At 70.3% G+C, this 24974-nt stretch carries 21 protein-coding genes; 4 read left to right on the plus strand and 17 right to left on the minus strand.

The genetic code is table 11. The features are described 5' to 3' along the window. Nucleotides 1-46 precede the first annotated feature (46 nt). The 14 genes from CES90_RS02400 to rsmH form a co-directional block, all read right to left on the minus strand. Nucleotides 47-688, minus strand: coding sequence for a cell division protein SepF (locus tag CES90_RS02400; protein ID WP_189781713.1), 642 nt, complete (start codon nucleotides 686-688; stop codon nucleotides 47-49). 129 nt (nucleotides 689-817) lie between these two features. Continuing rightward, nucleotides 818-1537 carry a YggS family pyridoxal phosphate-dependent enzyme gene (locus tag CES90_RS02405; RefSeq protein ID WP_189781712.1) on the minus strand — a complete coding sequence of 240 codons (720 nt, stop codon included), beginning with the start codon at nucleotides 1535-1537 and terminating at the stop codon, nucleotides 818-820. A gap of 5 nt (nucleotides 1538-1542) precedes the next feature. After that, a complete protein-coding gene (gene pgeF / locus CES90_RS02410; RefSeq protein ID WP_189781711.1) occupies nucleotides 1543-2271 on the minus strand; it encodes a peptidoglycan editing factor PgeF in 729 nt (242 codons plus the stop codon). Continuing rightward, the gene (gene ftsZ / locus CES90_RS02415; RefSeq protein ID WP_189781710.1) at nucleotides 2268-3458 is read right to left on the minus strand and encodes a cell division protein FtsZ; all 1191 of its coding nucleotides are present in this window, start codon (nucleotides 3456-3458) and stop codon (nucleotides 2268-2270) included. Before ftsZ ends, pgeF begins: the two co-directional genes overlap by 4 nt. A gap of 279 nt (nucleotides 3459-3737) precedes the next feature. Next, the gene (locus tag CES90_RS02420; RefSeq protein ID WP_189781709.1) at nucleotides 3738-4535 is read right to left on the minus strand and encodes a cell division protein FtsQ/DivIB; all 798 of its coding nucleotides are present in this window, start codon (nucleotides 4533-4535) and stop codon (nucleotides 3738-3740) included. 25 nt (nucleotides 4536-4560) lie between these two features. Next, entirely contained in the window at nucleotides 4561-5652 is a 1092-nt protein-coding gene (murG, locus tag CES90_RS02425) for an undecaprenyldiphospho-muramoylpentapeptide beta-N-acetylglucosaminyltransferase (RefSeq protein ID WP_189781708.1), read from the minus strand. A gap of 6 nt (nucleotides 5653-5658) precedes the next feature. Then, the gene (gene ftsW / locus CES90_RS02430) at nucleotides 5659-7008 is read right to left on the minus strand and encodes a putative lipid II flippase FtsW (RefSeq protein WP_189781707.1); all 1350 of its coding nucleotides are present in this window, start codon (nucleotides 7006-7008) and stop codon (nucleotides 5659-5661) included. 121 nt (nucleotides 7009-7129) lie between these two features. Further along, on the minus strand, nucleotides 7130-8560 hold the full coding sequence (gene murD, locus CES90_RS02435; RefSeq protein WP_229913680.1) for a UDP-N-acetylmuramoyl-L-alanine--D-glutamate ligase: 1431 nt from the start codon (nucleotides 8558-8560) through the stop codon (nucleotides 7130-7132). Then, the gene (gene mraY, locus CES90_RS02440; protein WP_189781706.1) at nucleotides 8542-9615 is read right to left on the minus strand and encodes a phospho-N-acetylmuramoyl-pentapeptide-transferase; all 1074 of its coding nucleotides are present in this window, start codon (nucleotides 9613-9615) and stop codon (nucleotides 8542-8544) included. The genes murD and mraY overlap by 19 nt, the downstream gene beginning before the upstream one ends. Beyond that, the gene (locus CES90_RS02445) at nucleotides 9612-11018 is read right to left on the minus strand and encodes a UDP-N-acetylmuramoyl-tripeptide--D-alanyl-D-alanine ligase (protein ID WP_189781705.1); all 1407 of its coding nucleotides are present in this window, start codon (nucleotides 11016-11018) and stop codon (nucleotides 9612-9614) included. The genes mraY and CES90_RS02445 overlap by 4 nt, the downstream gene beginning before the upstream one ends. A gap of 4 nt (nucleotides 11019-11022) precedes the next feature. Then, complete coding sequence (locus CES90_RS02450) at nucleotides 11023-12744, minus strand: UDP-N-acetylmuramoyl-L-alanyl-D-glutamate--2,6-diaminopimelate ligase (protein WP_373313288.1); 1722 nt, start codon at nucleotides 12742-12744, stop codon at nucleotides 11023-11025. 86 nt (nucleotides 12745-12830) lie between these two features. Next, nucleotides 12831-14612: a peptidoglycan D,D-transpeptidase FtsI family protein gene (locus CES90_RS02455; RefSeq protein ID WP_269801993.1), complete on the minus strand. Its 1782-nt coding sequence runs from the start codon at nucleotides 14610-14612 to the stop codon at nucleotides 12831-12833. Nucleotides 14613-14800: 188 nt separating this feature from the next. Continuing rightward, nucleotides 14801-15373 (minus strand): hypothetical protein, encoded by a 573-nt coding sequence (locus tag CES90_RS02460; protein WP_189781703.1) that lies wholly within the window; start codon nucleotides 15371-15373, stop codon nucleotides 14801-14803. Between the two features lie 30 nt (nucleotides 15374-15403). Then, nucleotides 15404-16366: a 16S rRNA (cytosine(1402)-N(4))-methyltransferase RsmH gene (gene rsmH, locus CES90_RS02465; RefSeq protein WP_189781702.1), complete on the minus strand. Its 963-nt coding sequence runs from the start codon at nucleotides 16364-16366 to the stop codon at nucleotides 15404-15406. Nucleotides 16367-16706: 340 nt separating this feature from the next. Between rsmH and CES90_RS02470 the strand changes: the two genes are divergently transcribed. The 4 genes from CES90_RS02470 (at nucleotide 16707) to CES90_RS02485 (ending at nucleotide 22471) form a co-directional block, all read left to right on the plus strand. Beyond that, entirely contained in the window at nucleotides 16707-17252 is a 546-nt protein-coding gene (locus tag CES90_RS02470; RefSeq protein ID WP_229913679.1) for a beta-class carbonic anhydrase, read from the plus strand. A 289-nt stretch (nucleotides 17253-17541) separates the two neighbouring features. Beyond that, nucleotides 17542-18585, plus strand: coding sequence for an AAA family ATPase (locus CES90_RS02475; protein ID WP_189781700.1), 1044 nt, complete (start codon nucleotides 17542-17544; stop codon nucleotides 18583-18585). Continuing rightward, complete coding sequence (locus tag CES90_RS02480) at nucleotides 18582-19946, plus strand: DUF58 domain-containing protein (protein ID WP_189781699.1); 1365 nt, start codon at nucleotides 18582-18584, stop codon at nucleotides 19944-19946. Before CES90_RS02475 ends, CES90_RS02480 begins: the two co-directional genes overlap by 4 nt. Further along, the gene (locus CES90_RS02485; protein WP_189781698.1) at nucleotides 19943-22471 is read left to right on the plus strand and encodes a transglutaminase TgpA family protein; all 2529 of its coding nucleotides are present in this window, start codon (nucleotides 19943-19945) and stop codon (nucleotides 22469-22471) included. Before CES90_RS02480 ends, CES90_RS02485 begins: the two co-directional genes overlap by 4 nt. 293 nt (nucleotides 22472-22764) lie before the next feature. On the opposite strand, the gene CES90_RS02490 is transcribed toward CES90_RS02485, so the two are convergent. The 3 genes from CES90_RS02490 to CES90_RS02500 all read right to left on the minus strand — a co-directional run bounded on the left by CES90_RS02490 (nucleotide 22765) and on the right by CES90_RS02500 (nucleotide 24892). Beyond that, entirely contained in the window at nucleotides 22765-23169 is a 405-nt protein-coding gene (locus tag CES90_RS02490) for a DUF3040 domain-containing protein (RefSeq protein WP_189781697.1), read from the minus strand. A gap of 278 nt (nucleotides 23170-23447) precedes the next feature. Beyond that, entirely contained in the window at nucleotides 23448-24218 is a 771-nt protein-coding gene (locus tag CES90_RS02495; RefSeq protein ID WP_189781696.1) for a methyltransferase, read from the minus strand. A gap of 134 nt (nucleotides 24219-24352) precedes the next feature. Continuing rightward, entirely contained in the window at nucleotides 24353-24892 is a 540-nt protein-coding gene (locus tag CES90_RS02500; protein ID WP_189781695.1) for an SAV_6107 family HEPN domain-containing protein, read from the minus strand. Between the last annotated feature and the right edge of the window lie 82 nt (nucleotides 24893-24974).

Here is a 24974-nt window from a genome sequence, read left to right on the forward strand (position 1 = left end):
CTCTCCCCTGTTTCCCATTTCGTGCCGTTCGTTCCGGTGGTGCGTCTCAGCTCTGGTTGAAGAACCCGCCCTCTGCGATGCGGGCCTTGTCCTCCGCCGTGACATCGACGTTAGCAGGCGACAACAGGAACACCTTCTGCGTCACCCGCTCGATGCTGCCGTGAAGACCAAACACCAAACCGGCAGCAAAGTCGACAAGTCGCTTCGCATCTGTGTCGTCCATCTCAGTCAGATTCATGATCACCGGGGTGCCCTCACGGAAGTGTTCCCCGATGGTACGGGCCTCGTTGTAGGTCCGCGGGTGCAACGTGGTGATCCGGTAAGGCTCTCGTTCGGACACAACCTTGGGCATGATCACCGGCGCGTTCTTCTCCAGGCTCGAACGTTCTTGTGTGATGGACGCCACGGGCGCGATCCGGGCGGGTCGCACCGATTCCGCGGGGAGCGAAGTGGAATGCGACACAGGTTCGCGCTGTACCGGGGGCTGCACCACTCGCACCGATTCATCCCTTTGGGACTGATGTGACTGGTGCGCCTGGTGTACCGGCTCGCGGCGCCGGTGGTCCCGCTCAGGCTCCGGGTCGAGCTCGGGCTCGAAGTCGTCATCGGGGTCGAATCCCCTGCCGTCGTACCCATCGTCCTCCACGAGGCCGAGGTAGACCGCCATCTTGCGCATCGCGCCGGCCATGCTCTGAGTCCTCCGCTCTGTGGTGGATCGACTGACGACTTCCCAAGTGCCCGCGATCCACGAGGTCGTTGCGCCCGCCCTTCGACGGAATGACCATATTTTCTGCTGTGGTCCGACTTCTTGGCGACGTTACCCGAGCCTGGGACGGACTCCGAGTACCGCAGTGCCGACGCGTACATGTGTCGCCCCGACCGCCACGGCCTCCTCGAGGTCCGCACTCATCCCTGCGGAGACCATGTTCGCAGCCGGATGGGCTCGGCGCAGGTGGGTCGACAAATCCATCAACCGCTCGAACGCCGCCCGTTGGCGTCCCGCGTACGCTCCGGCCAGCGGCGCTACGGTCATCAGACCATCGAGCCGGAGTCCCGGGGAGCCCGCCACGAGGTCGGCCAACTCTTCGATTCCACCCGGTCCGACACCTCCGCGCTCCCCCCGCGCGCTCTCCTCGGCGTCGAGCGCGACCTGGATGAGGCATCCCACCTCGCGCCCGACCCGGGCCGCCTCCTTCGACAGAGCCGTGACGAGCCTGGAACGATCGACGGACTGTACGACATCCGCGTAACGCACCACAGAACGGACCTTGTTGGTCTGCAACTGCCCCACGAAGTGCCACACAAGGGGCAGATCCGAGCATTCCGCCGCTTTGGGGGCGGCGTCCTGGTCCTTGTTCTCGGCGACATGACGCACTCCGAGTTCCGACAGGATCCGCACATCGCTCGCGGGATAGGTCTTGGTGACCACGATCAGGGTCACCTCGTCGCGCTTGCGCCCGGCGGCCGCGCAGGCCGCCGCGATACGGTCCTCCACCTTCGCCAGATTCGCGGCGAGTTGCGTCTTACGGTCCGTCATGTCCATCAGTCCAGCCAGACAAATCCCGCGAGTCGCCCTGTGGTGCGGTCGCGGCGGTACGAGAAGTGGTCACGCGACTCCAGCGTGCACACCGGCGACTGCTCCCGGTCGTGCACTCCGAGGCGCTCCAGTTGTGCGTGCACTCCGGCGCACACATCGACGGAGGGCGTGCCCCAACTGGTCTCGGCGTACGCCGTCGGCTCGACGGCGGCCACGTCGCCGCGCATCGCTTCGGGCACCTCGTAGCAACGGCCGCAGACGGTGGGTCCGGTGCGGGCGACGATCCGAACGGGGTCGGCGCCGAGTTCGACCATGGTTCGCACGGCGGCGGGGACGACCCCGGCGACCATCCCGGGCCGGCCCGCGTGAGCGGCGGCCGCGACCCCGGCGACGGGGTCGGCCAGCAGGACAGGCACACAGTCGGCGGTGAGAACGGCGAGCCCGAGACCCCGCCGGGTGGTGACGATCGCGTCGACGGACGGAATGCCGGACGAGCCCGACGGCCCGTCGACCACCGCCACGTCCGCGCCGTGCACCTGATTCATGAAGACGACCCGGTCCGGCTCCAGGCCCAGCGCCTTGGCCGCCAGCTCCCGGTTCGTCGTCACGGCATCGGCGTCGTCCCCGACCGCCGCGCCGAGATTGAGCTCCTCATACGGAGCGGCGCTCACCCCGCCCCACCGGTCGGTGAAGGCGAAGTGCGCGCCGCTCTCGCTCTCGCGCTGCCCTATCACTTGAGGAAGTCCGGCACGTCCAGCTCCTCCGCCGCGCTGTCCGTGTAGGACCGGGACGGCGGGACGGGCGGGGAGACCGGAACGTCGTTCACCGGCTCCGGGGCGGGCGCCGGCTCCTCCTTCGGCTTGACGCTGCCGAGCGAGCCGAAGGACGGGCGGGTCTCGGCGGGCCGTACCGGCGCGGGCTCCTCGCGCTTGGCCGCGGCGGAGCCGAGGATGTTGTCCCGCTTGGCCGGGGGCTGGCCGCCGTCGAAGCCGGCCGCGATGACCGTGACCCGGACCTCGTCGCCGAGGGCGTCGTCGATGACGGCGCCGAAGATGATGTTGGCCTCGGGGTGCGCGGCCTCGCTCACCAGCTGGGCGGCCTCGTTGATCTCGAACAGACCGAGGTCCGAGCCGCCGGAGATGGAGAGCAGCACACCGCGGGCGCCGTCGATGGACGCCTCCAGGAGCGGCGAGGAGATCGCCATCTCGGCGGCGGCCACCGCGCGGTCGTCGCCGCGGGCCGAACCGATGCCCATGAGAGCCGAACCGGCCTCGGACATCACGGACTTGACGTCGGCGAAGTCAAGGTTGATCAGACCGGGCGTGGTGATGAGGTCGGTGATGCCCTGGACACCGGAGAGCAGGACCTGGTCGGCGGACTTGAAGGCGTCGAGGACCGAGACCTGGCGGTCCGAGATGGACAGCAGCCGGTCGTTCGGGATGACGATGAGGGTGTCGACCTCTTCGCGGAGTTCGGCGATGCCGTCCTCGGCCTGGTTGGCGCGGCGCCGTCCCTCGAAGGTGAACGGGCGGGTGACCACGCCGATGGTGAGGGCGCCGAGGGAGCGGGCGATGTTGGCCACGACGGGCGCACCGCCGGTGCCGGTGCCGCCGCCTTCACCGGCCGTCACGAAGACCATGTCGGCCCCCTTGAGGACCTCTTCGATCTCCTCCCGGTGGTCCTCGGCGGCTTTGCGACCGACCGCCGGATTGGCGCCGGCGCCTAGTCCGCGGGTGAGTTCGCGGCCGACGTCGAGCTTGACGTCGGCGTCGCTCATCAACAGCGCCTGCGCGTCGGTGTTGATGGCGATGAACTCGACGCCCTTGAGACCGACCTCGATCATCCGGTTGATGGCATTGACACCACCGCCGCCGACACCGATGACTTTGATGACTGCGAGGTAGTTCTGCGGTGCTGCCACGTCGAAGGCCTCTCGCCTCGAGTTACGTGTCGCCGCCTCGCGAGGGACCCGCGATCCGACGACTGATGCCGAAGTGGGACGGTCCGAACGCCGACCCGAACCCTAACGCTGAAGTTTAGGGTTACCAGTGTGACTGTTCCTTGGACTCTTCCGAACAGGACACTAAGTCGACAAGTGGCGCACGTTCAACGAACACGCCGAACCTCCCGTTTTTCTTTTCACCCTATGTGATCAGCCATAGCGCTGCCCAACCAGGGTGCTGGCCTGCGCGGATGTGCGTCAACTCGCCGATGACGCGGGGGCGATGGGAACGCTGACGTCGAAGTGGCCCGCGTCGGGGGCGGCTTTCATCAGGGCGGTGAGCGCGCGGACCTTCGCGCGACCCTTCTCCGCGCTTCCCCACGCGACGGTGCGGCCCCCGGTCAACTCCAGCGAGATGGAGTCGTACGAACGAACCTTGACGACAAGGGTGTCGCGCGCGACCGCGGCCGGAATGGCACCGGCGACGCGCACCGCCTCCCGTACGAGCCGGCTCTCGCCGAATCGCCGCAGACTGGCGGCGGACGAACCCGACCGGGCCGGCGTCAATTCCAGGAGGGGAACACCCTCCGGGGCGCGCGAAACCGTGGCGAAACGCATGCCTTTCGCGTCTACTTCGACGTACTTGCCCGAATTCTTCGCGTCTTCGACAATCAGAACCGGAGTGCGCTCACTCACTTTCAGCCCGATTCCTCGAGGCCAGGAACGGATGACCTCAACCGAGTCAATTCGGGGCAATTTCTTGAGCAGTCGCGACTCGATGGCGTCGAGGTCGACGGAAATCAGCGGCTCGCCCAGCGACACCTCGGCCGCCTCGCGCACCTGGGCCTCGGTCAGCACCCGCGTCCCGGACACGGAGACGCGCTCGGCCCGCAGCCACGACGAGCCGTACAGGGCCCACACCACGGCCCCGGCGAGCAGCGCCAGGGCCGTGGCGAGGGCGATCAGCGCACGAGGGGCGCGAAGCCGCCTCCTGCGGAGCGGGCCGGAATCCAGATCCTCGTCCGCTCCGCGTTCGGCGGTGGTCGGTCCGGCCACGCTCCCTGCCCTCCGTCACATGGTCCTAACGGCGGTGCGAGGCGATCGCCTCGTACACCATCCCGACGAGCAGGTCGTCGGCGTCCCGGCGGCCGAACTCGCTGGCGGCGCGGGACATCTCGTACAGCCGGTGCGGGTCGGCGAGGACGGGCAGGACGTTCTGCTGGACCCACTGGGGGGTCAGTTCCGCGTCGTCGACCAGCAGTCCGCCGCCGGCCTTGACCACCGGCTGGGCGTTGAGCCGCTGCTCGCCGTTGCCGATGGGCAGCGGGACGTAGGCGGCGGGGAGCCCGACGGCGGAGAGTTCGGCGACGGTCATCGCACCCGCGCGGCAGAGCATCATGTCGGCCGCGGCGTACGCGAGGTCCATCCGGTCCACGTACGGTACCGGGATGTACGGGGGCATTCCCGGCATCTGGTGTACCTGCGGCAGTTCGTTCTTCGGGCCGACCGCGTGCAGGATCTGGATCCCGGCCTGCTGGAGGTAGGGCGCGACCTGCTGGATGACCTCGTTGAGGCGGCGGGCGCCCTGCGAGCCGCCGGAGACCAGCAGGGTCGGCAGGTTCGGGTCGAGGCCGAACATCGCGCGGGCCTCGGGGCGGGCGGCGGCCCGGTCGAGGGTGGCGATGGCGCGGCGCAGCGGGATGCCGATGTAGCGGGAGTCGCGGAGCTTGCTGTCCGGGGTGGAGACGGCGACCTTGGCTGCGTACCGGGAGCCGATCTTGTTGGCGAGGCCCGGGCGAGCGTTGGCCTCGTGGACGACGATCGGGACGCCGAGGCGCTTGGCGGCCAGGTAGCCGGGCAGGGCGACGTAGCCACCGAAGCCGACGACGCAGTCGGCCTTGGTGCGCTCCAGGATCTGCTCGGTCGCCTTGATCGTGCCGCGCAGCCGGCCGGGCACGGTGATCAGCTCGGGGGTGGGCTTGCGTGGCAGGGGTACGGCGGGGATCAGCGCGAGCTCGTAGCCGCGCTCGGGGACGAGGCGTGTCTCCAGGCCTCGTTCCGTGCCCAGGGCCGTGATGCCCACGGTCGGGTCCTGCCTGCGCAGCGCGTCCGCGAGGGCGAGCGCGGGCTCGATGTGACCGGCGGTTCCGCCACCGGCGAGGACGACATGCACCGAAATTCACCGCTCTCCGGACGTACGTGCCACCGAGGCACGCCGTCGCATCGTGTTCCATCTCCCGGGCCCCGAAGGGCCGCCGCCCCGCTTTCTACCAAAGCGGGGTTGCCGCATCGCAAGCGCCGCCCGCGCAGCGGGCTCGTCGCGTGCGAAGGCGATCAGCAACCCGATGGCGAACATGGTCGGCAGCAGGGCGGAACCTCCGTAGGAGAACAGCGGGAGCGGGACACCGGCGATCGGCAGCAGGCCGAGCACCGCACCGATGTTGATCACCGCCTGCGCGGTGATCCAGGTGGTCACGCCTCCCGCGGCATACCTCACGAAGGGGTCCTCCGTGCGTCCGGCCACGCGGATACCCGCATAGCCTAGAGCCGCGAAGAGGGCGAGCACCGACAGCGTCCCCGCGAGGCCCAGTTCCTCACCGGTGACGGCGAAGATGAAGTCGGTGTGCGGTTCCGGGAGTTGGCCCCATTTTTCCACACTGGCACCGAGCCCGGAGCCGAAGATTCCGCCCGAGGCGAGGGCGTAGATGCCGTGCACGGCCTGCCAGCAGTCGACGCCCGAGCGGGGTTCCGTCGCGCCGATGCAGGCCAGGCGTGCCATACGGTTCTCGCTGGTCCGGATGAGGACGAAGCCGATGAGCCCCGCGATGGACAGCACGCCCACGAACATGCGCGTCGGTGCCCCGGCCAGCCACAGCAGGCCGAACAGGATCGCCGTGAGAATGATCGCGGTGCCCATGTCGCCGCCGAGCATGATCAGCCCGAGGAGCATGAATGCCACCGGGACGAGCGGCACCAGCATGTGCTTCCACTGGGTCAGCAGCCGCTTGTCCTCCTTGCGGGCGAGCAGGTCGGCTCCCCACAGCACGAGCGCCAGCTTGCCGAACTCGCTGGGCTGGACCTGGAACGAGCCGCCGATGGCGATCCAGTTCTGGTTGCCGTTGATCGACTGCCCTATCCCGGGCACCTGCACCAGGGCCATCAGGAAGACACAGCCGGCCAGGATCGGATACGCCAGCGCCCGGTGCAGCTTCACCGGCATCCGCGAGGCCAGGAGCAGCACCGCGGTGCCGATCGCGGCGGCGAGGAACTGCTTGCGGAAGAAGAAGGTCCCCGGCAGCGACATCTGCAGTGCCTTGATCTGCGAGGCCGAGTACACCATCACGAGCCCCAGCACGGTGATCAGCAGACTGCCGCCGAGGATCAGGTAGTACGCGGTCAGCGGCCGGTCCCAGGCCTTGCGCGCACGCGCGTGAAACCTCCGCACGGGGTTCTCCCGCGGCGGTCTGGGAAGGGGCGGCCGTCTGGTGAGGCGCTGGACGGGGGGACGGCCGGTACGGCTACTGGCCATCAGCGGCCTCCACCGCTGTGCCACCGGCGGAAAGCCGCCGACGAGGCAGCAACCACATCCGTGTCACGGGCGTTCCCTCCCAAGTCCGCCCGGTACAGCCGCCGGGCAAGGCGGGCCGGGCTCAGCCGTCCTCCGAGGCAAGTTCACGAACGGCATCCGCGAACGCGTCCCCGCGTTTGTTGTAGTTGACGAACATGTCCATCGAAGCGCAGGCCGGCGCCAGCAGAACGGTGTCCCCCTGCTTGGAGAGCGCCCGTGCCTCGCGGACAGCCGCGAGCATCGCCCCAGTGTCGGTCCGGTCGAGGTCGACGAGGGGCACCTCGGGCGCGTGTCGCGCCAGCGCTTCGCGGATCAGCGCGCGATCCGCGCCGATCAGGACGACGCCCCGAAGCCGCTTCGCCGACCTGGTGACGAGTTCGTCGAAGGTCGCGCCCTTGGCGAGCCCGCCCGCGATCCACACGATCGACTCGTACGCCGCCAACGAGGCTTCCGCGGCGTGGGTGTTGGTCGCCTTGGAGTCGTCGACGTACGCGACGCCGTCGATGTCGGCCACGTGCTCGATGCGGTGCGCGTCCGGCCGGAAGGCCCGCAGACCGTCCCGTACGGCCTTGGCGGGCACCCCGAAGGCCCGGGCGAGGGCGGCGGCCGCGAGGGCGTTGGCGATGTTGTGCGGGGCCGGCGGGTTGACGTCGGAGACCTCGGCGAGCTCCTGGGCGTTCTTCTGCCGGTTCTCGACGAAGGCGCGGTCGACCAGGATGCCCTCGACCACGCCGAGTTGGGACGGCCCAGGGGTGCCGAGGGTGAAGCCGATGGCCCGGCAGCCCTCCTCTACGTCCGCCTCGCGCACCAGGTCCTCGGTGGACGGTTTGTCGGTGGCATCCACGTTGTAGACGCAGGCGACGCGATTGCCCTCGTAGATACGGCCCTTGTCCCTGGCGTACGCCTCCATGGAGCCGTGCCAGTCGAGGTGGTCGGGGGCGAGGTTGAGGACGGCGGCGGAGTGGGCGCGCAGGGAGGGCGCCCAGTGGAGCTGGTAGCTGGAGAGCTCGACGGCCAGGACGTCGTACCGCTCCTCGCCCAGGACGATGTCGATGATCGGTGTGCCGATGTTGCCCACCGCCATCGTGCGCAGCCCCGCGGCGCGCAGGATCGAGGCGAGCATCTGCGTGGTGGTGGTCTTGCCGTTGGTGCCCGTGACGGCGAGCCAGGGCGGCGCGTCGGGTCCGCGCAGGCGCCAGGCGATCTCCACGTCGCCGACCACGTCGACGCCCGCCTCGGCGGCGGCGGCGAAAAGCGGCGAAGTGGGCTTCCAGCCGGGCGAGGTGACGACCAGCTCGGTGCCCTCGGGGAGCGTCTCCGCGTCCCCGAGCCGTACGTCGATGCCTTCCAGGGAGGCGGCGCGCTCCCGTAGCGCCTCGGAGTCGCCGCCGTCGACGACGGTGACCGACGCGCCGAGGCCGGCCAGGGCGCGGGCGGCGCTGACGCCGCTCACGCCGAGGCCGGCGACGGTGATGTGCATGCCGTCCCAGGACGTCACTTCTCGGCCGCCCATCCCGCGTAGAAGAGACCCAATCCGACAATCACACAGATTCCCTGGATGATCCAGAAGCGGACCACGACAAGGACCTCGGACCAGCCCTTGAGTTCGAAGTGGTGCTGGAGTGGTGCCATGCGGAAGACGCGCTTGCCGGTGAGGCGGAACGAGCCGACCTGGATCACGACCGACATGGTGATGAGGACGAACAGACCGCCCAGGATGGCCAGCAGCAGCTCGGTCCGGGAGCAGATCGCGAGACCCGCGAGCGCACCGCCGAGGGCCAGCGAACCGGTGTCCCCCATGAAGATCTTCGCCGGCGAGGTGTTCCACCACAGGAAGCCGAGGCAGGCACCCATCAGCGCGGAGGCCACGATCGCCAGGTCGAGGGGATCTCGTACCTCGTAGCAGGCGGCCGGGTTGGTCAGGGTCTGCGTGTTGGCGCAGGACTCCTGGAACTGCCAGACGCCGATGAAGGTGTACGCGCCGAAGACGAGGACCGAGGCGCCGGTGGCGAGGCCGTCGAGACCGTCGGTCAGGTTCACGCCGTTCGACATGGCGAGGATCATGAACAGGGCCCAGATCACGAACAGCACGGGGCCGATCGTCCATCCGAAGTCCTGCACGAAGGAGAGCTTGGTGGAGGCCGGCGTCTGGTCGCGGACGTCCGGGAACTGCAGCGCGAGGACCGCGAAGGCGATGCCGACGATCAGCTGACCGGCCATCTTCGCCTTGGCCCGCAGACCGAGCGAACGACGCTTGACGATCTTGATGTAGTCGTCGAGGAAGCCGACGAGGCCCATGCCGCCCATCAGGCCGAGCACCAGCAGACCGGAGAAGGTCGGCGTGTAGCCGGTGATCAGCTTGGACAGGAAGTATGCGGCGATCGTCGCCAGGATGAAGGCGATACCGCCCATGGTCGGCGTACCGCGCTTGCTGGCGTGCTCGCGCGGGCCGTCGTCACGGATGTACTGGCCGTAGCCCTTGCGGGCGAGCAGCTTGATCAGCAGCGGGGTGCCGACCAGCGTCAGGAAGAGGCCAATGACTCCTGCGAACAGGATCTGCTTCATCATCGGGCGGCAACCTCACCCTCGATGCCGCTGTCGAGCAGCGCCTGCGCCACGCTCTCGAGCCCGACCGACCGGGACGCCTTCACGAGTACGACGTCTCCCGGGCGCAACTGACTGCGCAACAGGTCGACCGCCGCCTGTGCGTCGGACACGTGCACCGACTCCTCACCCCACGAACCCTCGTTATATGCGCCCAGTTGCAGCCAGGACGCTTCCCTGCCCCCGACCGCGACGAGCTTGCCGACATTGAGCCGGACGGCGAGCCGTCCGACCGCGTCGTGCTCGGCGAGCGATTCGTCCCCGAGCTCGGCCATCTTGCCGAGCACCGCCCACGTCCGCCGCCCCTTGCCCATGGCTGCCAGCGCGCGCAAAGCGGCCCGCATGGACTCGGGGTTCGCGTTGTAGGCGTCGTTGACGACCGTCACGCCGTCCGGGCGCTCGGTGACCTCCATACGCCAGCGGGAGAGGGAGCCCGCCTCGGAGAGCGCGGTGGCGATCTCTTCCGCGGACATGCCCAGCTCATGGGCGACGGCGGCCGCGGCGAGCGCGTTCGACACGTGGTGCTCACCGTACAGGCGCATGGTCACATCACTTGCACCGGAGGGTGTGTGAAGCCTGAACACAGGCTGTCCGGCGTCCGTGAGCGTCACGTTCTCGGCACGTACGTCCGCTTCGCCGGACTCGCCGAAGAGGACCACCTTCGCCTTCGTACGGGACGCCATGGCGCGTACGAGGGGGTCGTCGGCATTGAGGATCGCGGCGCCGTCTTCCGGAAGTGCCTCGACCAACTCGCCCTTGGCCTGCGCGATCTGCTCCCGGCCCCCGAACTCGCCGATGTGGGCGGTGCCGACGTTGAGCACCAGGCCGATCTTCGGCGGGGTCAGGTCGGCGAGGTAACGGATGTGGCCGATGCCACGGGCGCCCATCTCCAGGACGAGGAAACGGGTTTCCTCGGTGGCGCTGAGCGCCGTGAGGGGCAGCCCGATCTCGTTGTTGAGGGAGCCGGGCGTCCACACGGTCGGCGCCTTGCGCTGAAGGACCTGCGCGACGAGGTCCTTGGTGCTGGTCTTGCCCGCGGACCCGGTGAGGGCCACGAGGGTCGTGCCGAGCTTCTGGACGACGTGGCGGGCGAGGGCGCCGAGGGCCGCCTGGACGTCGTCCACGACGATCGCGGGCACGCCGACGGGACGGGACGCCAGCAGCGCCGCCGCGCCCGCCTCGACGACCGCGGCCGCGAAGTCGTGGCCGTCCACGCGCTCGCCCACGAAGGCGACGAAGAGGCTGCCGGGCTCCACCTCACGGGAGTCCCGGACGACCGGTCCGGTGACCTGGACCGACGGATCCGGTATGTCGTGCGTCTGCCCGCCGACGACTTCTGCGATCTCGGCGAGAGAGAGGGCGATCACAAGTTCATCCCTGGGTCTGCTGGATAGCTTCGCGAAGCACCTGGCGGTCGTCGAAGGGACGGACCACGCCGGCGATGTCCTGGCCCTGCTCGTGGCCCTTGCCCGCGACCAGCACGGTGTCGCCCGGCTGTGCACGGGCCACGGCCGCGGCGATCGCGGCGGCCCGGTCCTCGAAGAGGACGACCTCACCGCGTTCGTGCGCCGGCACGGACGCCGCGCCCCGGAGCATGGTCGCCAGAATGGCGAGGGGGTCCTCGGAGCGGGGGTTGTCCGAGGTCAGTACGGCGGTGTCGGCGAGCCGGGCCATCGCGGCGCCCATCGGCGAGCGTTTGGTCCTGTCCCGGTCCCCGCCGCAGCCGAGCACGACGTGCAGCCTGCCCTCGGTGACCTTGCGCAGCGCCCTGAGGACCGACTCGACGGCGTCCGTCTTGTGCGCGTAGTCGACGACCGCGAGGTACGGCTGCCCGGCGTCCACACGCTCCAGGCGGCCCGGCACACCCGGTACGGCGGCGACGCCGTCGGCGGCGGTCTGCGGGTCGAGCCCGGCGGTGGCCAGCGCGACGATCGCCGCGAGGGCGTTGGCCACGTTGAAGGGGCCGGGGAGCGGCGACTTCGCGGTGATCCGCTCCTCCTTCGGGCCGATCACGGTGAACGTCGAGTCCATCGGCCCGACCTGGACGTCCTCGGTGCGCCAGTCGGCGTCGGGGTGGCCCTCGGCGGAGAAGGTGACGACCGGAACGGAGGCCTCCTTGATGAGCCTGCGACCGTACTCGTCGTCAAAGTTGACTACGCCGAGTCTGCTGCGTTTCGGCGTGAACAGCTGTGCCTTCGCCTGGAAGTAGTCCTCCATGTCGGAGTGGAACTCCATGTGCTCCGGGCTGAGGTTGTTGAAGACGGCGACGTCGAACACGCAGCCGTCGACCCGGCCGAGGACCAGGGCGTGGCTGGAGACCTCCATGACGACCGAGTCGACACCGCGCTCGCGCATGACCGCGAACAGGGCCTGGAGATCGGTGGCCTCGGGGGTGGTCCGCTCGGACTTGATGCGCTCGTCACCGATGCGCATCTCGACCGTGCCGATGAGGCCGGTGGAACGCACCGTCTTCAGGCCGCCCTCGACGAGGTAGGCGGTGGTGGTCTTGCCGGAGGTGCCGGTGATGCCGATCTGCAGCAGGTCGCGGCCCGGGCGGCCGTAGATCGTGGCCGCCAGCTCTCCCATCCGCGCGCGCGGGTCGTCGACGACGAGGACCGGGAGCCCGGTGGCGGCGGCACGCTCGGCCCCGCTCGGGTCGGTGAGGACGGCGACGGCGCCGAGGCCGGCCGCCTGGGTCACGAAGTCGGCGCCGTGCAGTCGGGCACCGGGCAGGGCGGCGTACAGGTCGCCCGGGCGGACGGCGCGCGAGTCGTGGGTGATGCCCGTGACCTCCGCGGCGCTCCCCGACTGCTCGGCACCTGCCTGGTCGGCGAGCTCCGCGAGGGGTGTGGCGGAGACCTGGGCCGGCCTGGGCGGTCCCGGATATGTCACAGGAACGCCCTTCTGGGTGGTTTGGGACTGATCAGCGTGTGGCACGGCCGTGAGCGTACCGGGCGCACCCCTGCCGGAGCTAAAAGGGAGCCCGCGCGAAGCGCGGTCCGGCAAGGGTGGTGGTGGGTGACGGGTGGGCGAGGGTTTGTGCGAGCGGGCCGGGAGTGCGTGGTTCCCGGAGTCGGGAGTGATCATGGTCACGAGTCGGTTCCTGGCGGGTTGCGCTGATCAGCGGGTGGATCAGGAGGCGGGCAGGAGGCGGGTCCGGACGTGGGTCGGGACGTGGGTCAGGGACTGAAGGTGACGGGCAGGTTCGCGGGCTTCGCGCCGGTGGGTGGAACCTGGAGGGTCTTCAGGGCGAACTCCATGACCTCCTTGTAGATGGGCCCACAGATCTGGCCGCCGAAGTAGTTGCCCTGGGTGGCGTTCTGGATCGCGCAGTAGACGGTGATCCTCGGGTTGTCCGCGGGCGCGAATCCGGCGAACGACGAGGTGTAACCGCTGTACCTGCCGGTGGCCGGATCCACGCGGTTGGCCGTACCCGTCTTGCCCGCGACCCGGTAGCCGGGGATGCGCGCCTTGGTGCCGGTGCCCTCTTCGTCGTCCACGACGGACTCCAGCATCCGGGCGAGGGTCTTCGCCGTCTTCTCGCTCACGACCCGTGTCTTCTTGGGCTTCTCGGCGGGGGTGAAGCGCCCGTCCGGTCCTTTGGTGCCGCGTACGAGCGTGGGCTCCACGCGTACGCCGCCGTTGGCGATCGTCGAGAAGACGGACGCCGCCTGCATGGCGTTGATGGAGAAGCCCTGCCCGAAGGGAATCGTGTACTGCTGTGAGGTCGACCAGTCGCCGGGCGCGGCGAGGATGCCCTTGGTCTCGCCGGGGAAGCCGATTCCCGTGTAGCCGCCGATGCCGAACTTGCGCAGGTACGAGTGGAGGATCCGGTTGGACTCCTGCTGCGTCCTGCCGAGCTCGCCGGTGGCGAGGATGGTGCCGATGTTGCTGGACTTGGCGAGCACGCCGTTGAGCGTCAGATACCAGGTCGGGTGGTTGATGTCGTCCTTGAAGAGCCGGTCGCCGCGGTGCAGCCGGTTGGGCACGGTGACGTGCGTTTCGGGCGTGGCGACGTCCTCCTCCAGTACGGCGGCCATCGACATGACCTTGGCGGTGGAGCCGGGCTCGTAGGCGTCCTGGAGGGCCGCGTTGCCCAGGGCGTCCGGGTTCGCCCGTGTGAGGTCGTTGGGGTCGAAGCCGGGCGAGTTGGCCATGGCGAGGATCTCGCCGGTCCGGGTGTCCTGCACTATCACGTAGCCGCGGTCCGCCCGGGACTTCTCCACCTGCTCGGCGATGGCGTTCTGCGCGGCCCACTGGATGTCGCGGTCGATGGTCAGCTCGACGTCGGAGCCGGCCACGGCGGGGGTCTCGGTGGAGCCCGCGGTGGGCACCAGACGGCCGCCGGACTGGGCGTAGCGGATCTTGCCGTTCTTGCCGGCCAACTGCTTGTTCAGCTGCTGTTCGATGCCGCCGCCGCCCTTGCCCTCGGCGTTGACCCAGCCCAGCAGCCCGGCGGCGAGATCGCCGTTGGGGTACACGCGCTGGCTGCTGGGTTCCTGGAAGACGCCCGCCAGGACATTGACCGTGCTCTTGTCGTCCCGGGCCTTCTCGACGAGCGCGGACTTCAGGTCGCTGATCTGGTTCCAGACCTGGGGGGTCTGGCGGCGGGCCAGCAGCACGTAGCGGGTGTTCTCGGTGCGCAGCTTCTGGGCGATCGTCTCCTGGTCCGCGTCCAGGATCGGCGCGAGGAGCGCGGCTGCCTGCTCGGGCCCGTCGTCGATCTTCAGCTGCTTGCGCGTGAACATCGTCGGGTCGGCGGTGATGTCGTTGGCGTCGGTGCTGATCGCCAGGGCGACGCCGTTGCGGTCGGTGATCCCGCCGCGCTCGGCGGCCAGGACGCGGCCGACGTACCGGTTCTGGTCGGCCTTGGCGGCGTACTCGCTCGCGTCGACGGCCTGCACCTGGAGCAGCCGTACGACGAAGGCGATCATCACCAGGGTCAGTGCGAGGCTCACCATGCGCAGGCGAGGGCGGGGGCTGCCCAGGCGGATGCGCTGGGGCGGCTGCCGGGGGGTGCCCGGGCGGCGTTGCGCGACGGGGCGGGCGCCGGGGCCCGGGCGGCGCTGCTGGTTGCCAGGGCGTACGGGCCTGGCGGGTCCGGGTACCCGGCGGCGGGGCGGCTGCCTGCCTGAATCGACCACTTCCGTCACCTGCCGGGGTTCGTCGAGAGCGGGGTGGACTGTGCGTACGGGCTGGTGGGTGTGGGGGTGAGGGCCTGCGGGTCCGGCAGCGTCGGCGTAGGCGTCGGGTATTCCGGCAGCGTGGGGGTCGGTGTGGGGGTCGGGTACTCGGCCGGCCCGGGGTAGAGCACCTCGGGGGAGAGGACGAGGGGCATGCTCGCGACGGCCGGAGTCGCCGTGGCGGGCCCGGGAACTCCCTTGACGCTGCCGTCGGGGTTCAGGAAGGCCGGGTCGCCGCCGGGCACCATACCCAGCTCGCGGGCGCGGCGCTGAAGGGCCTCGGGGGCGGAGTAGGCGTCCACGTCCCGCTGGAGCGCCTGTTCCTCGTCGGTGTAGCTCTTCACGTCGTCCTGGAGGTCGTCGAGCTTGAACGACCCTTCGCTGAGCGCGGAGTTCAGTACGAGGAGGCTGATGAGGCCGCCGCCCAGAAGAAGGACGACAAGGAGGACGAACGGGGTGCGGGCGGCGCGGCCCCGGCCGACGGGCAGGAGCCGTGCGAGACGAGCGGCCCGACCCCTCAGTTCGGGTTTCCTACTCACGCACCCTCCCGGCGAGTTCGCTTTTCGGACTCACTCCTTGTCCCACTCCTCCCGGATGCGCTCCGCCCCGCGCAGCCGAGCGGGGGCCGCGCGCCGGTTCTCGGCGACCTCTTCCTCGGTGGGAAGTTCGGCACCGCGGGTGAGGAGCTTGAGCCGCGGCTGGTAGCGCTCGGGGACGACGGGCAGTCCGGGGGGCGCGGTGGTGGCGGCGCCCGCCGCGAACACCTGCTTGACGAGGCGGTCTTCGAGCGAGTGGTACGACAGCACGGCGATCCGGCCGCCGACCGCGAGAGCCTTCACCGCGGCGGGGATCGCCCGCTCCAGGACGGCGAGTTCACCGTTGACCTCGATGCGCAGCGCCTGGAAGGTGCGCTTGGCGGGGTTGCCGCCGGTGCGCTTGGCCGCCTGCGGCAGGGAGTCACGGATCAGTTCGACGAGCCGCGCGCTGTTGCTGAAGGGCTCCTTCTCGCGTTCGCGCACGATCGCGGACACGATCCGCTTGGCCTGCTTCTCCTCGCCGTACGCCCTGAGGATCCGGACGAGTTCTCCCGCCGGGTAGGTGTTGAGGACCTCGGCCGCCCTGATGCCGGTCGTCTGGTCCATGCGCATGTCGAGGGGGGCGTCTCGGGCGTACGCGAAACCGCGGTCGGCCTCGTCGAGTTGCATGGAGGAGACGCCGAGGTCGAACAGGACGCCCTGGACGCGCGGGAGGCCCAGGCGGTCGAGCACGTCGGGGAGTTCGTCGTAGACGGCGTGCACCAGCGTGGCGCGCTCACCGAAGGGGGCGAGCCGCTCCCCGGACAGGCGCAGCGCCTCCTTGTCGCGGTCGAGGGCGACGAGACGTGCCTCGGGGAACCGGGTGAGGAGCGCCTCGCTGTGGCCGCCGAGGCCGAGCGTGCAGTCGACCACGACGGCTCCGGGCTCCGTGAGGGCCGGGGCCAGCATGTCCAGGCACTGCTGGAGCATGACGGGGACGTGGCGGCTGTTGCTCAAGGGGCCCTCTCAAGGATCCTGCGCGAGCCGCACGTACGCGCCGCGCACGCGGGGAGATGCCGGGCTGTCACCGGGTCTCCTGGGGATTTCAGTCCAGCAGGAGGCCTCGCCTCCCGCTCCGCGTCACTTTAGTCCACGGCCCTTCGCGGTCAATCAACCGGCTTGCGCGTCGCGACGCCTTCCCGGAAACGAACACCTGAGCGGGAAGAAATCACCCGTACGGGTTTGATCTTGCGCAATCTCGCCACTCCTGTGGGTTACCTCACAACAAGCCTCAATGATGTTCTTTGTCCTCTCTCACAAAGGGCCCTCAGCGGCCGTGACCAGTACCGTCTTCGTTATGACGACCTCCGCAGCTGTTCCCACCGGACCCGAAGGCGCCATATCCGACGGCACCGTCACCGACCGTCTCGTCGAAGCGAACGAGCGGTACGCCGCCGCGTTCACCGACCCCGGGATGGACGCCCGTCCCGTTCTCCGTGTCGCCGTCGTGGCCTGCATGGACGCCCGACTCGACCTGCACGACGCGCTCGGCCTGGCACTGGGCGACTGCCACACGATCCGCAACGCGGGCGGTGTGGTCACCGACGACGTGATCCGCTCCCTCACCATCAGCCAGCGCAAGCTCGGCACCCGCAGCGTGGTGCTCATCCACCACACCGGCTGTGGCCTCGAGTCCCTCACCGAGGACTTCCGCACCGAGCTGGAGCTGGAGGTCGGCCAGCGCCCGGCGTGGGCGGTGGAGTCCTTCCGGGACGTCGCCCAGGACGTACGGCAGTCCATGCAGCGGGTGCGGACCAACCCGTTCCTGCTCCACACCGACGACGTACGCGGCTTCGTCTTCGATGTGCAGACCGGCCTGCTGCGGGAGATCCTCCCGGGCTGAGCGGTGTCGAAGCGGCCCACCCGGGCGGCCCTCTACCGCCCCGGCGGGTTCTCCGCAGCCCCTGAAACCTGTCAATTCCCTGGCACTCTGGCACTCAAAGGCCGTAAGCCCTGACATATCGCTGTCAGTTATCCACAGGCGAGTGACACGAATCGGTAACGGCAGCAAGAATGACGGGTATGACGTCACGTCGAACCAGCACTGTTCGCGTGGTGTCCGTGTTTCGGGGTGGGCCGGTCCGCATCGCAGAGCGTCGGCCTGGAAGAAAGAACGGGCCGAGGAGGGCCGGGTGACGACCTATGACGATCGAGCGAGCCTCACTGATCTGACCAGCACTGTGGAGCGAGTCCGCAGTTCGGTCGAAGGAGTGATCGAAGGCAAGCCTGAGGTCGTACGGCTTTCGCTGACAGTGCTGCTCGCCGAGGGACATCTTCTGATCGAAGACGTACCCGGCGTCGGCAAGACCATGCTGGCCAAAGCGCTGGCGAAGTCCATCGACTGCTCGGTGCGACGCATCCAGTTCACGCCGGACCTGCTGCCGTCGGACATCACGGGCGTGTCCATCTGGGACCAGCAGCGCAAGGAGTTCGAGTTCAAGCCGGGCGCGATCTTCTCGCAGATCGTGATCGGCGACGAGATCAACCGCGCCTCGCCGAAGACGCAGTCCGCGCTTCTGGAGTCCCTGGAGGAGCGCCAGGTCACGATCGACGGGCAGACGTACGAGCTGCCGAGCCCGTTCATGGTGGTGGCCACGCAGAACCCGGTCGAGATGGAGGGCACGTACCCGCTGCCCGAGGCCCAGCGCGACCGCTTCATGGCCCGGGTCTCCGTCGGCTACCCCAGCCCGGAGGCAGAACTGCAGATGCTCGACGTCCACGGCGGCGTCTCCCCGCTGGAGGACATGCAGCCGGTGGCGCACGCGCACGACATCGTGAAGCTGATCGAGGCGGTCCGCGGCGTGCACGTCGCGGAAACGGTCCGGCGATACGCGGTGGACCTGGTCGGCGCCACGCGCACCCACCCCGACCTCAGACTCGGCGCCTCTCCGCGTGCCACGCTGCACCTGCTGCGCGCGGCGAGGGCGACCGCCGCCCTCAGCGGCCGGGAGTACGCGCTGCCGGACGACGTCCAGTCGCTCGCCGTGGCCATCCTCGCCCACCGGCTGCTGCCCACCGCGCAGGCCCAGCTGAACCGCCGGACACCGGAGCAGGTCGTCCAGGAGATCCTCCAGCGCACGCCTGTGCCGCAGCAGGCGCCCCCGCAGAGCGGATACGCGGGCATGGGCCACGCCACGCCCGCGTATCCGCAGCAGCCGCCGCGGAGGCTTGGATGACCACCGCGGGGCCCGCGCCCGCCCCGGAGCAGGACAAGGGCGGGCTGCGCACGGCCCTCGCCGGTCTCACCACCCGCGGGCGCTCGTTCCTGGCCGCCGGCATAGCGGCCGCCATATGCGCGTACGTTCTCGGGCAGAGCGATCTGCTCCGGGTCGGCCTGCTGCTCGCCGTACTCCCGCTGGTCTGCGCGACCGTGCTGTACCGCACCCGCTACCGAGTGGCGGGCAGCCGACGCCTCTCCCCCGCGCGTGTGCCCGCCGGCAGCGAGGCCCGGGTCCACCTGCGGATGGACAATGTCTCGCGGCTGCCCACCGGGCTGCTGATGCTCCAGGACCGGGTGCCGTATGTGCTCGGGCCGCGCCCCCGGTTCGTCCTGGACCGGGTGGAGGCGGGCGGTCGCCGCGAGGTGTCGTACCGCGTACGGTCCGACCTGCGCGGCCGCTATCCGCTGGGCCCGCTCCAGCTGCGGCTGACCGACCCGTTCGGCATGTGCGAGCTGACCCGGTCCTTTTCCACATACGACACGCTCACGGTCGTCCCCCGCGTGGAACCGCTGCCGCCGGTGCGGCTGACCGGTGAGGCGAAGGGGTACGGCGACGGGCGGCAGCGCTCGCTGGCGCTGGCCGGCGAGGACGATGTGATTCCGCGCGGGTACCGGCACGGCGACGACCTGCGCCGGGTGCACTGGCGTTCGACCGCGCGCTACGGCGAGCTGATGGTGCGCCGCGAGGAACAGCCGCAGCGCTCCCGCTGCACCGTTCTGCTGGACACCCGCGCGGAGTCGTACCTGGGCGCGGGTCCGGACTCGGCCTTCGAGTGGGCCGTCTCCGGCGCCGCTTCCATGCTGGTCCACATGCTCGAACGGGGCTTCTCCGTACGGCTGTTGACGGACACGGGCAGCTCGGTGCCCGGCGAGGGGGCCGACGGGTTCGCGGGCGCCAGCCAGGAGTCCGCCGACGCGGCCGGGCTGATGATGGACACCCTCTCGGTGATCGACCACTCGGACGGTACGAGCCTGTCGCCCGCGTACGACGTGCTGCGCGGCGGCAACGAGGGGCTGCTGGTCGCCTTCCTCGGCGACCTCGACGAGGAGCAGGCGACGGTGATCGGCAAGATGCGTCAGCGCAGTGGCGGGGCGGTCGCCTTCCTGCTGGACAGCGAGATCTGGACGCGTGAACCGGGCGACGTGGCGGGCCCCGGCGCCGAGAGCGCCGCCGAGGAGACGCTGCGCCTGCTGCACGAGGCGGGCTGGACAGCGCTGCTCGTGCCGCGCGGCGCCTCGCTGACGGACCTGTGGCGCCAGGCGGACCGGCAGCGCACCGGCGTGGTGACCGGGGGCGGTATGGGGGGACGATCATGAGCGGTCGGGCGAGGCTGGCGCTGTGTGCCTGGGCCGCCACGATCATGGCGGCGTGCGCGCTGCTGCCGTTGGTGGAACCGGCGACCTGGATCTTCCAGGCCGCCCTCATGCTGGGCGTGCAGACCGGGGTGGGCGCGCTCACCCGGCGGGTCCCGCTGGCCCGGCCGCTGACCATCGCGGCACAGTCCCTGGTCACGCTGATGATGCTGACGCTGGTCTTCGCCCGTCAGCAGGCGGTGGCCGGGATCGTCCCCGGTCCGGAGGCGTTCCGGTACTTCGGGACGCTGCTGCAGACCGGCGCCGAGGACGTCGGGCGGTACGCGATCCCGGCGCCGCTGAGCGACGGCATCCATCTGATGGTGATCGGCGGGGTCCTGATCATCGGGCTGATGGTCGACGCGCTCGCGGTGACGTTCCGCAGCGCGGCTCCGGCCGGTCTGCCGCTGCTCGCGCTGTACTCGGTCGCCGCGGGACTGTCCGACGGCGCCGCGTGGCTGTTCTTCCTGATCGCCTCCGCGGGCTATCTGATGCTGCTGCTGGCGGAGAGCCGTGACCGGCTCTCGCAGTGGGGACGTGTCTTCGGCAGCGCCTCCCGTAGCCCGGGTGCGGAGTCCGCGGGCGGCGCCGTCGCTCCGGTCCGCACCGGTCGGCGGATCGGCGTGGTCGCACTGGGCATCTCCCTGGTGGTGCCGCTCGGACTGCCCGCCCTCGACGGCGGACTGCTGGACGGCGCGGGCGCCGGCCTCGGCTCGGGTTCCGGTGGCGGCGGCACGATCTCCGCGGTGAACCCGCTGGTGTCGCTGCGCGACAGCCTGAACGTGGACGAGGACCGCGAGGTCCTGGCCTACCGCACCAACACCGACAACACGCAGGAGATGTATCTGCGGATCGTCTCCCTGGACGACTTCGACGGCACCTCCTGGAAGCCCACCGAGCGGTCCATCACCAAGGTTCCGGACGACTTCGGCACGCCGATCGGCCTCGGGCCCGACGTCAAGCGGACCGTGATCCAGACCCAGGTCGTCGCGGCGAAGGACTACGAGCAGGACTGGTTGCCGATGCCGTATCCGGTGACCGACGTGGACATTGACGGCGACTGGCGGTACGAGCCGGTGGGCCGCACGCTCGTCGGTGACCACAAGCAGGACACCAAGGGCGTGCAGTACAAGGTCCAGAGCCTGATCGTGCAGCCCACCGCGAAACAGCTCTCCTCGGCGCCGGAGCCGCCGCCGGCCCTGCGGCGGGAGTACACCAAGGTGCCCGCGTCGCTTCCGCCGGAGGTGGCGCGGACCGCGCTCGAGGTCACCGAGGGCTCGGCCAACGACTACGAGCGGGCGGTGAAGCTCCAGGACTGGTTCGCGTTCAGCGGCGAGTTCACGTACGACACCGAGGTCCAGGTCGGCAGCGGTTCACGGGCGATAGCGCGGTTCCTGGAGCAGAAGGAAGGCTTCTGCGTCCACTTCTCGTTCGCGATGGCGGCGATGGCCCGCACCATGGGCATACCGGCCCGGGTGGCGGTGGGCTTCACCCCCGGCACCCCGCAGTCGAACGGTTCGATGTCGGTGGGGCTGCGGGACGCGCACGCCTGGCCCGAGCTGTACTTCGAGGGTGTGGGCTGGACCCGCTTCGAGCCGACCCCGAACCGGGGCACGACTCCCGAGTACACCCAGCCCGAGTCGTCCGGCACCAGTGGCCTCCCGGACGTGCCCCGGCCCACCGAGTCGGCCTCCGCGGCACCGTCCGCGGAGCCGTCCGCGCGCGAGACCTGCACGGCTCAGCAGCGGAGGCTGGAAGGCGGTTGCGGGACCCCGTCCGCGGCGGTCTCGACGGATTCCGACGACGACGAGCGCTCCTTCTGGGGTCTGCTGTTCTTCTCTCCGTGGACCCTGCTGGTGCTCCCGGGCACGCTCGCGGTGCTGGCGATTCCGCTGCTGCCGATGCTGTGGCGGCTGCGGGTGCGGTCCGTGCGGCTCGGCGCGCACGAGGGTGCGGTGGCGGCGGCCGGTGGGCAGGCCGTCTCGCAGGCGGTGACCTACGAGGGGAGCGCTCCCGGCGGATCCCAGGCACCGGGCAGAGCCACGGCCTACCCCCGTACGGAGGCCGCGGCGGCCCATGCGCTGGCCGCCTGGCGGGAGGTGACCGACACGGCGTGGGACTACGGGATCCCGCCGGACGAGTCCCAGACGCCCCGCAAGGCCGCCGCGCGGATCGTGCGGCTCGGGCAGCTCGAACCGACGGCCGCGGACGCAGTGCACCGGGTGGCGACGGCGGTGGAGCAGGTCCTCTTCGCTCCCCAGCCCCAGATCCCGGCTGGGCTCGCCCGCGACGCCCACCAGGTCGGAACCGGCCTACGCGCACACGCCGGCCGCTGGACGAAGCTCCGAGCCCTGCTGCTGCCCCGTTCGACCATCCGAGTGGCCTGGGCCGCGTCGGCCCGCTGGGCGGAGACCAGAGACGAACTGATCGCCCGACTCGCGGCCCTGCGACCACGCCTACGACGTCCGTCGACGAGCCAGAACAACTGAGGCTCCGTGTGTGCGTCTGCCCCCGCCGGGTTCGCCCGGCGGGGGCAGACGCATGCAGAACGGGGTCTCACGCGGCCCGGCGGGGGCCAAGAGGTGGGCGCTGTGCGGCCCGGCAGCCTGAGCGGGGTGGTGGCTCGACGGGCCGGAGACTGGTCGGCTCGGCCTCTCGGCAGCGCGGTGCCCGGGCAACTCAGCAACAACTCTCCGGGCGTGCGTGAAGGGGGACCGCCCCTTGGGGTGGTCCCCCTTCGTCCGTCTTCGGGTGTGGGGGTCGGGCCGGTGAGCGCGAGGGCTCAGTGGCCGCCCTGCTCGTCGCGGCGGCGCTGCCAGCGCTGTTCGATCCTGTCCATCATAGAGCGGCGCTGTCGTGTCTGTCGACGCGCCCCGGCGGCGCCTGCGGCGCCGGTCGTGGGCTGCTCACCCGGCTTGGGGGCCTTGCGCCAACCGGTGACGGCAAGCACCGCGCAGCCGAGCATGACGAGGAATCCCACCACGCTGACCCAGATCTGCTGTGCGACCATTCCGGCCATGAGGAGCGCGATACCCACAAGAAAGCCCGCGACCGCCTGGTAGACCCGCCGCCGGGTGTACGTACGCAGCCCGCTTCCCTCAAGCGCTGACGCGAACTTGGGATCTTCGGCGTACAGCGCTCGCTCCATCTGCTCGAGCATGCGCTGCTCGTGCTCTGAGAGCGGCACGGAGTCCTCCTCATCGTGCGGTCGCCGGGGCGACCCGGGGGGTCCTCTTCAGGATAGGCAGGGAATCGCCCCCTTGAAACCCGCCCCTCTACGCCAATTCGCCAACCGGAACCCGCCATGGCACCCCGACTCGCTGAGGTGTGAATTCCCCAGCGAACGGCCCGTCATGCCGGACGGTCTCCCTCGATCATACGGCTCCGAGCGCCCGATCGGGGGGCCTGTGGCGTACTCCATCCGCCGCCGAGCCGCTGATCAGCGGGCTCGCCACGGGAGACGGCTCAGACCTCGTCGGCACTCCGGGTCTCACCCAGCACATGAAGCTGCGTGGCCACGGAGTGGAACGCGGGCAGTTCGGCGGCCGCGGCCTCCAGCTTGAGCAGGGCGTCCAGGGCCCCGGGCTCGGTGTCGACGAGGACCCCGGGGACCAGGTCGGCGAAGACCCGCACGCCGTGCACGGCGGCCACGGCCAGGCCCGCGCCCTCGACGAGGGCGGTGAGCTGCTCGGCGGTGAAACGGTGAGGCACCGGATCACCCTCGCCCCAGCGTCCGTTCGGGTCGTCCAGCGCCTGCTTGGCCTCCTTGAAGTGCCCGGCGAGGGCCCGCGCGAGCACCGCGCCGCCCAGGCCGGCGGCGAGCAGGCTGAGTACACCCTCGGGGCGCAGCGCGGCGACCGCGTTGCCGATGCCTTCCGCGGGGTCGTCCACGTACTCCAGGACGCCGTGGCACAGTACTGCGTCGTACCCGCCGCGCTCGACCACGTCGAAGAGACCGTGCACGTCGCCCTGGACGCCTTGCACACGGTCGGCGACGCCGGCCTCGGCGGCCCGGCGCTCCAGCGCGAACAGCGCGTTCGGGCTGGGGTCGACGACGGTGACGCGGTGGCCGAGGCGGGCCACGGGCACCGCGAACTTGCCGCTGCCGCCGCCGGTGTCCAGTACGTCGAGCGACTCACGCCCCGTGGCCTTCACCCTGCGGTCGAGGGCGTCCTGAAGTACCTCCCAGACCACGGCGGTACGGAGAGAGGCTCGGGGTCGCATCGGGTCCGACACGGCAGTTGACTCCTCGGCGCGGCACCGCCTGGTGTGCGGCGGAGCGGTGGGCTTGCTCCTCCGCCGGTGGCCGGGTGGCCACGGCGGAGGTCGCGGGTGCCCCCAACCCTAATGGGCGGCGCCGGGGCGGTCGGTCAGCCCGCGTCCGGGACTCCTTGGTCGCCGTCCTGCCGGGGTTGGGGCAGCACCGGCTGCAGCACCAGCATCCGCTCGACGAGGCGCAGGAACATCGCCACGTCACGTATGAGGTCGTCGGCGTCGCGCGCGCTCGCCGCGCCCTGTATGCCCGCCTCGGCACGAGCCCGGCGGGCGGCGCCGGAGGCGAACAGCACGCTCCACTCGGTGAGTTCGGGCGCGATCTCGGGGAGCACTTCCCAAGCGCTCCGGATCTTGGCCCGGCGCTTCGCGGTGGGTTCCGGGCGGCCGCGGGCGGCGAGCACCGCGGCGGCGGTGCGCAGGGCGGCGAGATGGGCCGTGGCATAGCGATCGTTCGGGGTCTGGTGCGCGGACGCCTCGTCGAGTCCGGCACGGGCCTGGGCGAGCAGGTCGAGGGCGGCGGCTGGGGCGGTCGCCCGGCGCAGCACGGGGTGCACGTCGCTCGCCGGGCCGGTCAGTGAGGGGGCAGGGCCGGTGGCGCGGCGCCGGTTGGCGGCTGCTGCGTGGTAGCTGGCCATGACGAACCTCCTGTCGTCTTCGTGACGGCACACCCTCATACGAGGTGCCGTATGTGCCCATCGTGAGGTATGCCACTGACAA

This window comes from Streptomyces capitiformicae (assembly GCF_002214185.1).
Taxonomy (GTDB): Bacteria; Actinomycetota; Actinomycetes; order Streptomycetales; family Streptomycetaceae; genus Streptomyces; species Streptomyces capitiformicae.

Coding starts and splice junctions, on each gene's coding strand:
- CES90_RS02400 (WP_189781713.1), bottom strand. CDS start 688: ATGGCCGGCGCGATGCGCAAGATGGCGGTCTACCTCGGCCTCGTGGAG.
- ftsW (WP_189781707.1), bottom strand. CDS start 7,008: ATGGCCAGTAGCCGTACCGGCCGTCCCCCCGTCCAGCGCCTCACCAGA.
- murD (WP_229913680.1), bottom strand. CDS start 8,560: ATGGGCGGCCGAGAAGTGACGTCCTGGGACGGCATGCACATCACCGTC.
- CES90_RS02470 (WP_229913679.1), top strand. CDS start 16,707: ATGACGACCTCCGCAGCTGTTCCCACCGGACCCGAAGGCGCCATATCC.
- CES90_RS02455 (WP_269801993.1), bottom strand. CDS start 14,612: ATGGTGAGCCTCGCACTGACCCTGGTGATGATCGCCTTCGTCGTACGG.
- CES90_RS02500 (WP_189781695.1), bottom strand. CDS start 24,892: ATGGCCAGCTACCACGCAGCAGCCGCCAACCGGCGCCGCGCCACCGGC.
- CES90_RS02405 (WP_189781712.1), bottom strand. CDS start 1,537: ATGACGGACCGTAAGACGCAACTCGCCGCGAATCTGGCGAAGGTGGAG.
- CES90_RS02485 (WP_189781698.1), top strand. CDS start 19,943: ATGAGCGGTCGGGCGAGGCTGGCGCTGTGTGCCTGGGCCGCCACGATC.
- mraY (WP_189781706.1), bottom strand. CDS start 9,615: ATGATGAAGCAGATCCTGTTCGCAGGAGTCATTGGCCTCTTCCTGACG.
- CES90_RS02480 (WP_189781699.1), top strand. CDS start 18,582: ATGACCACCGCGGGGCCCGCGCCCGCCCCGGAGCAGGACAAGGGCGGG.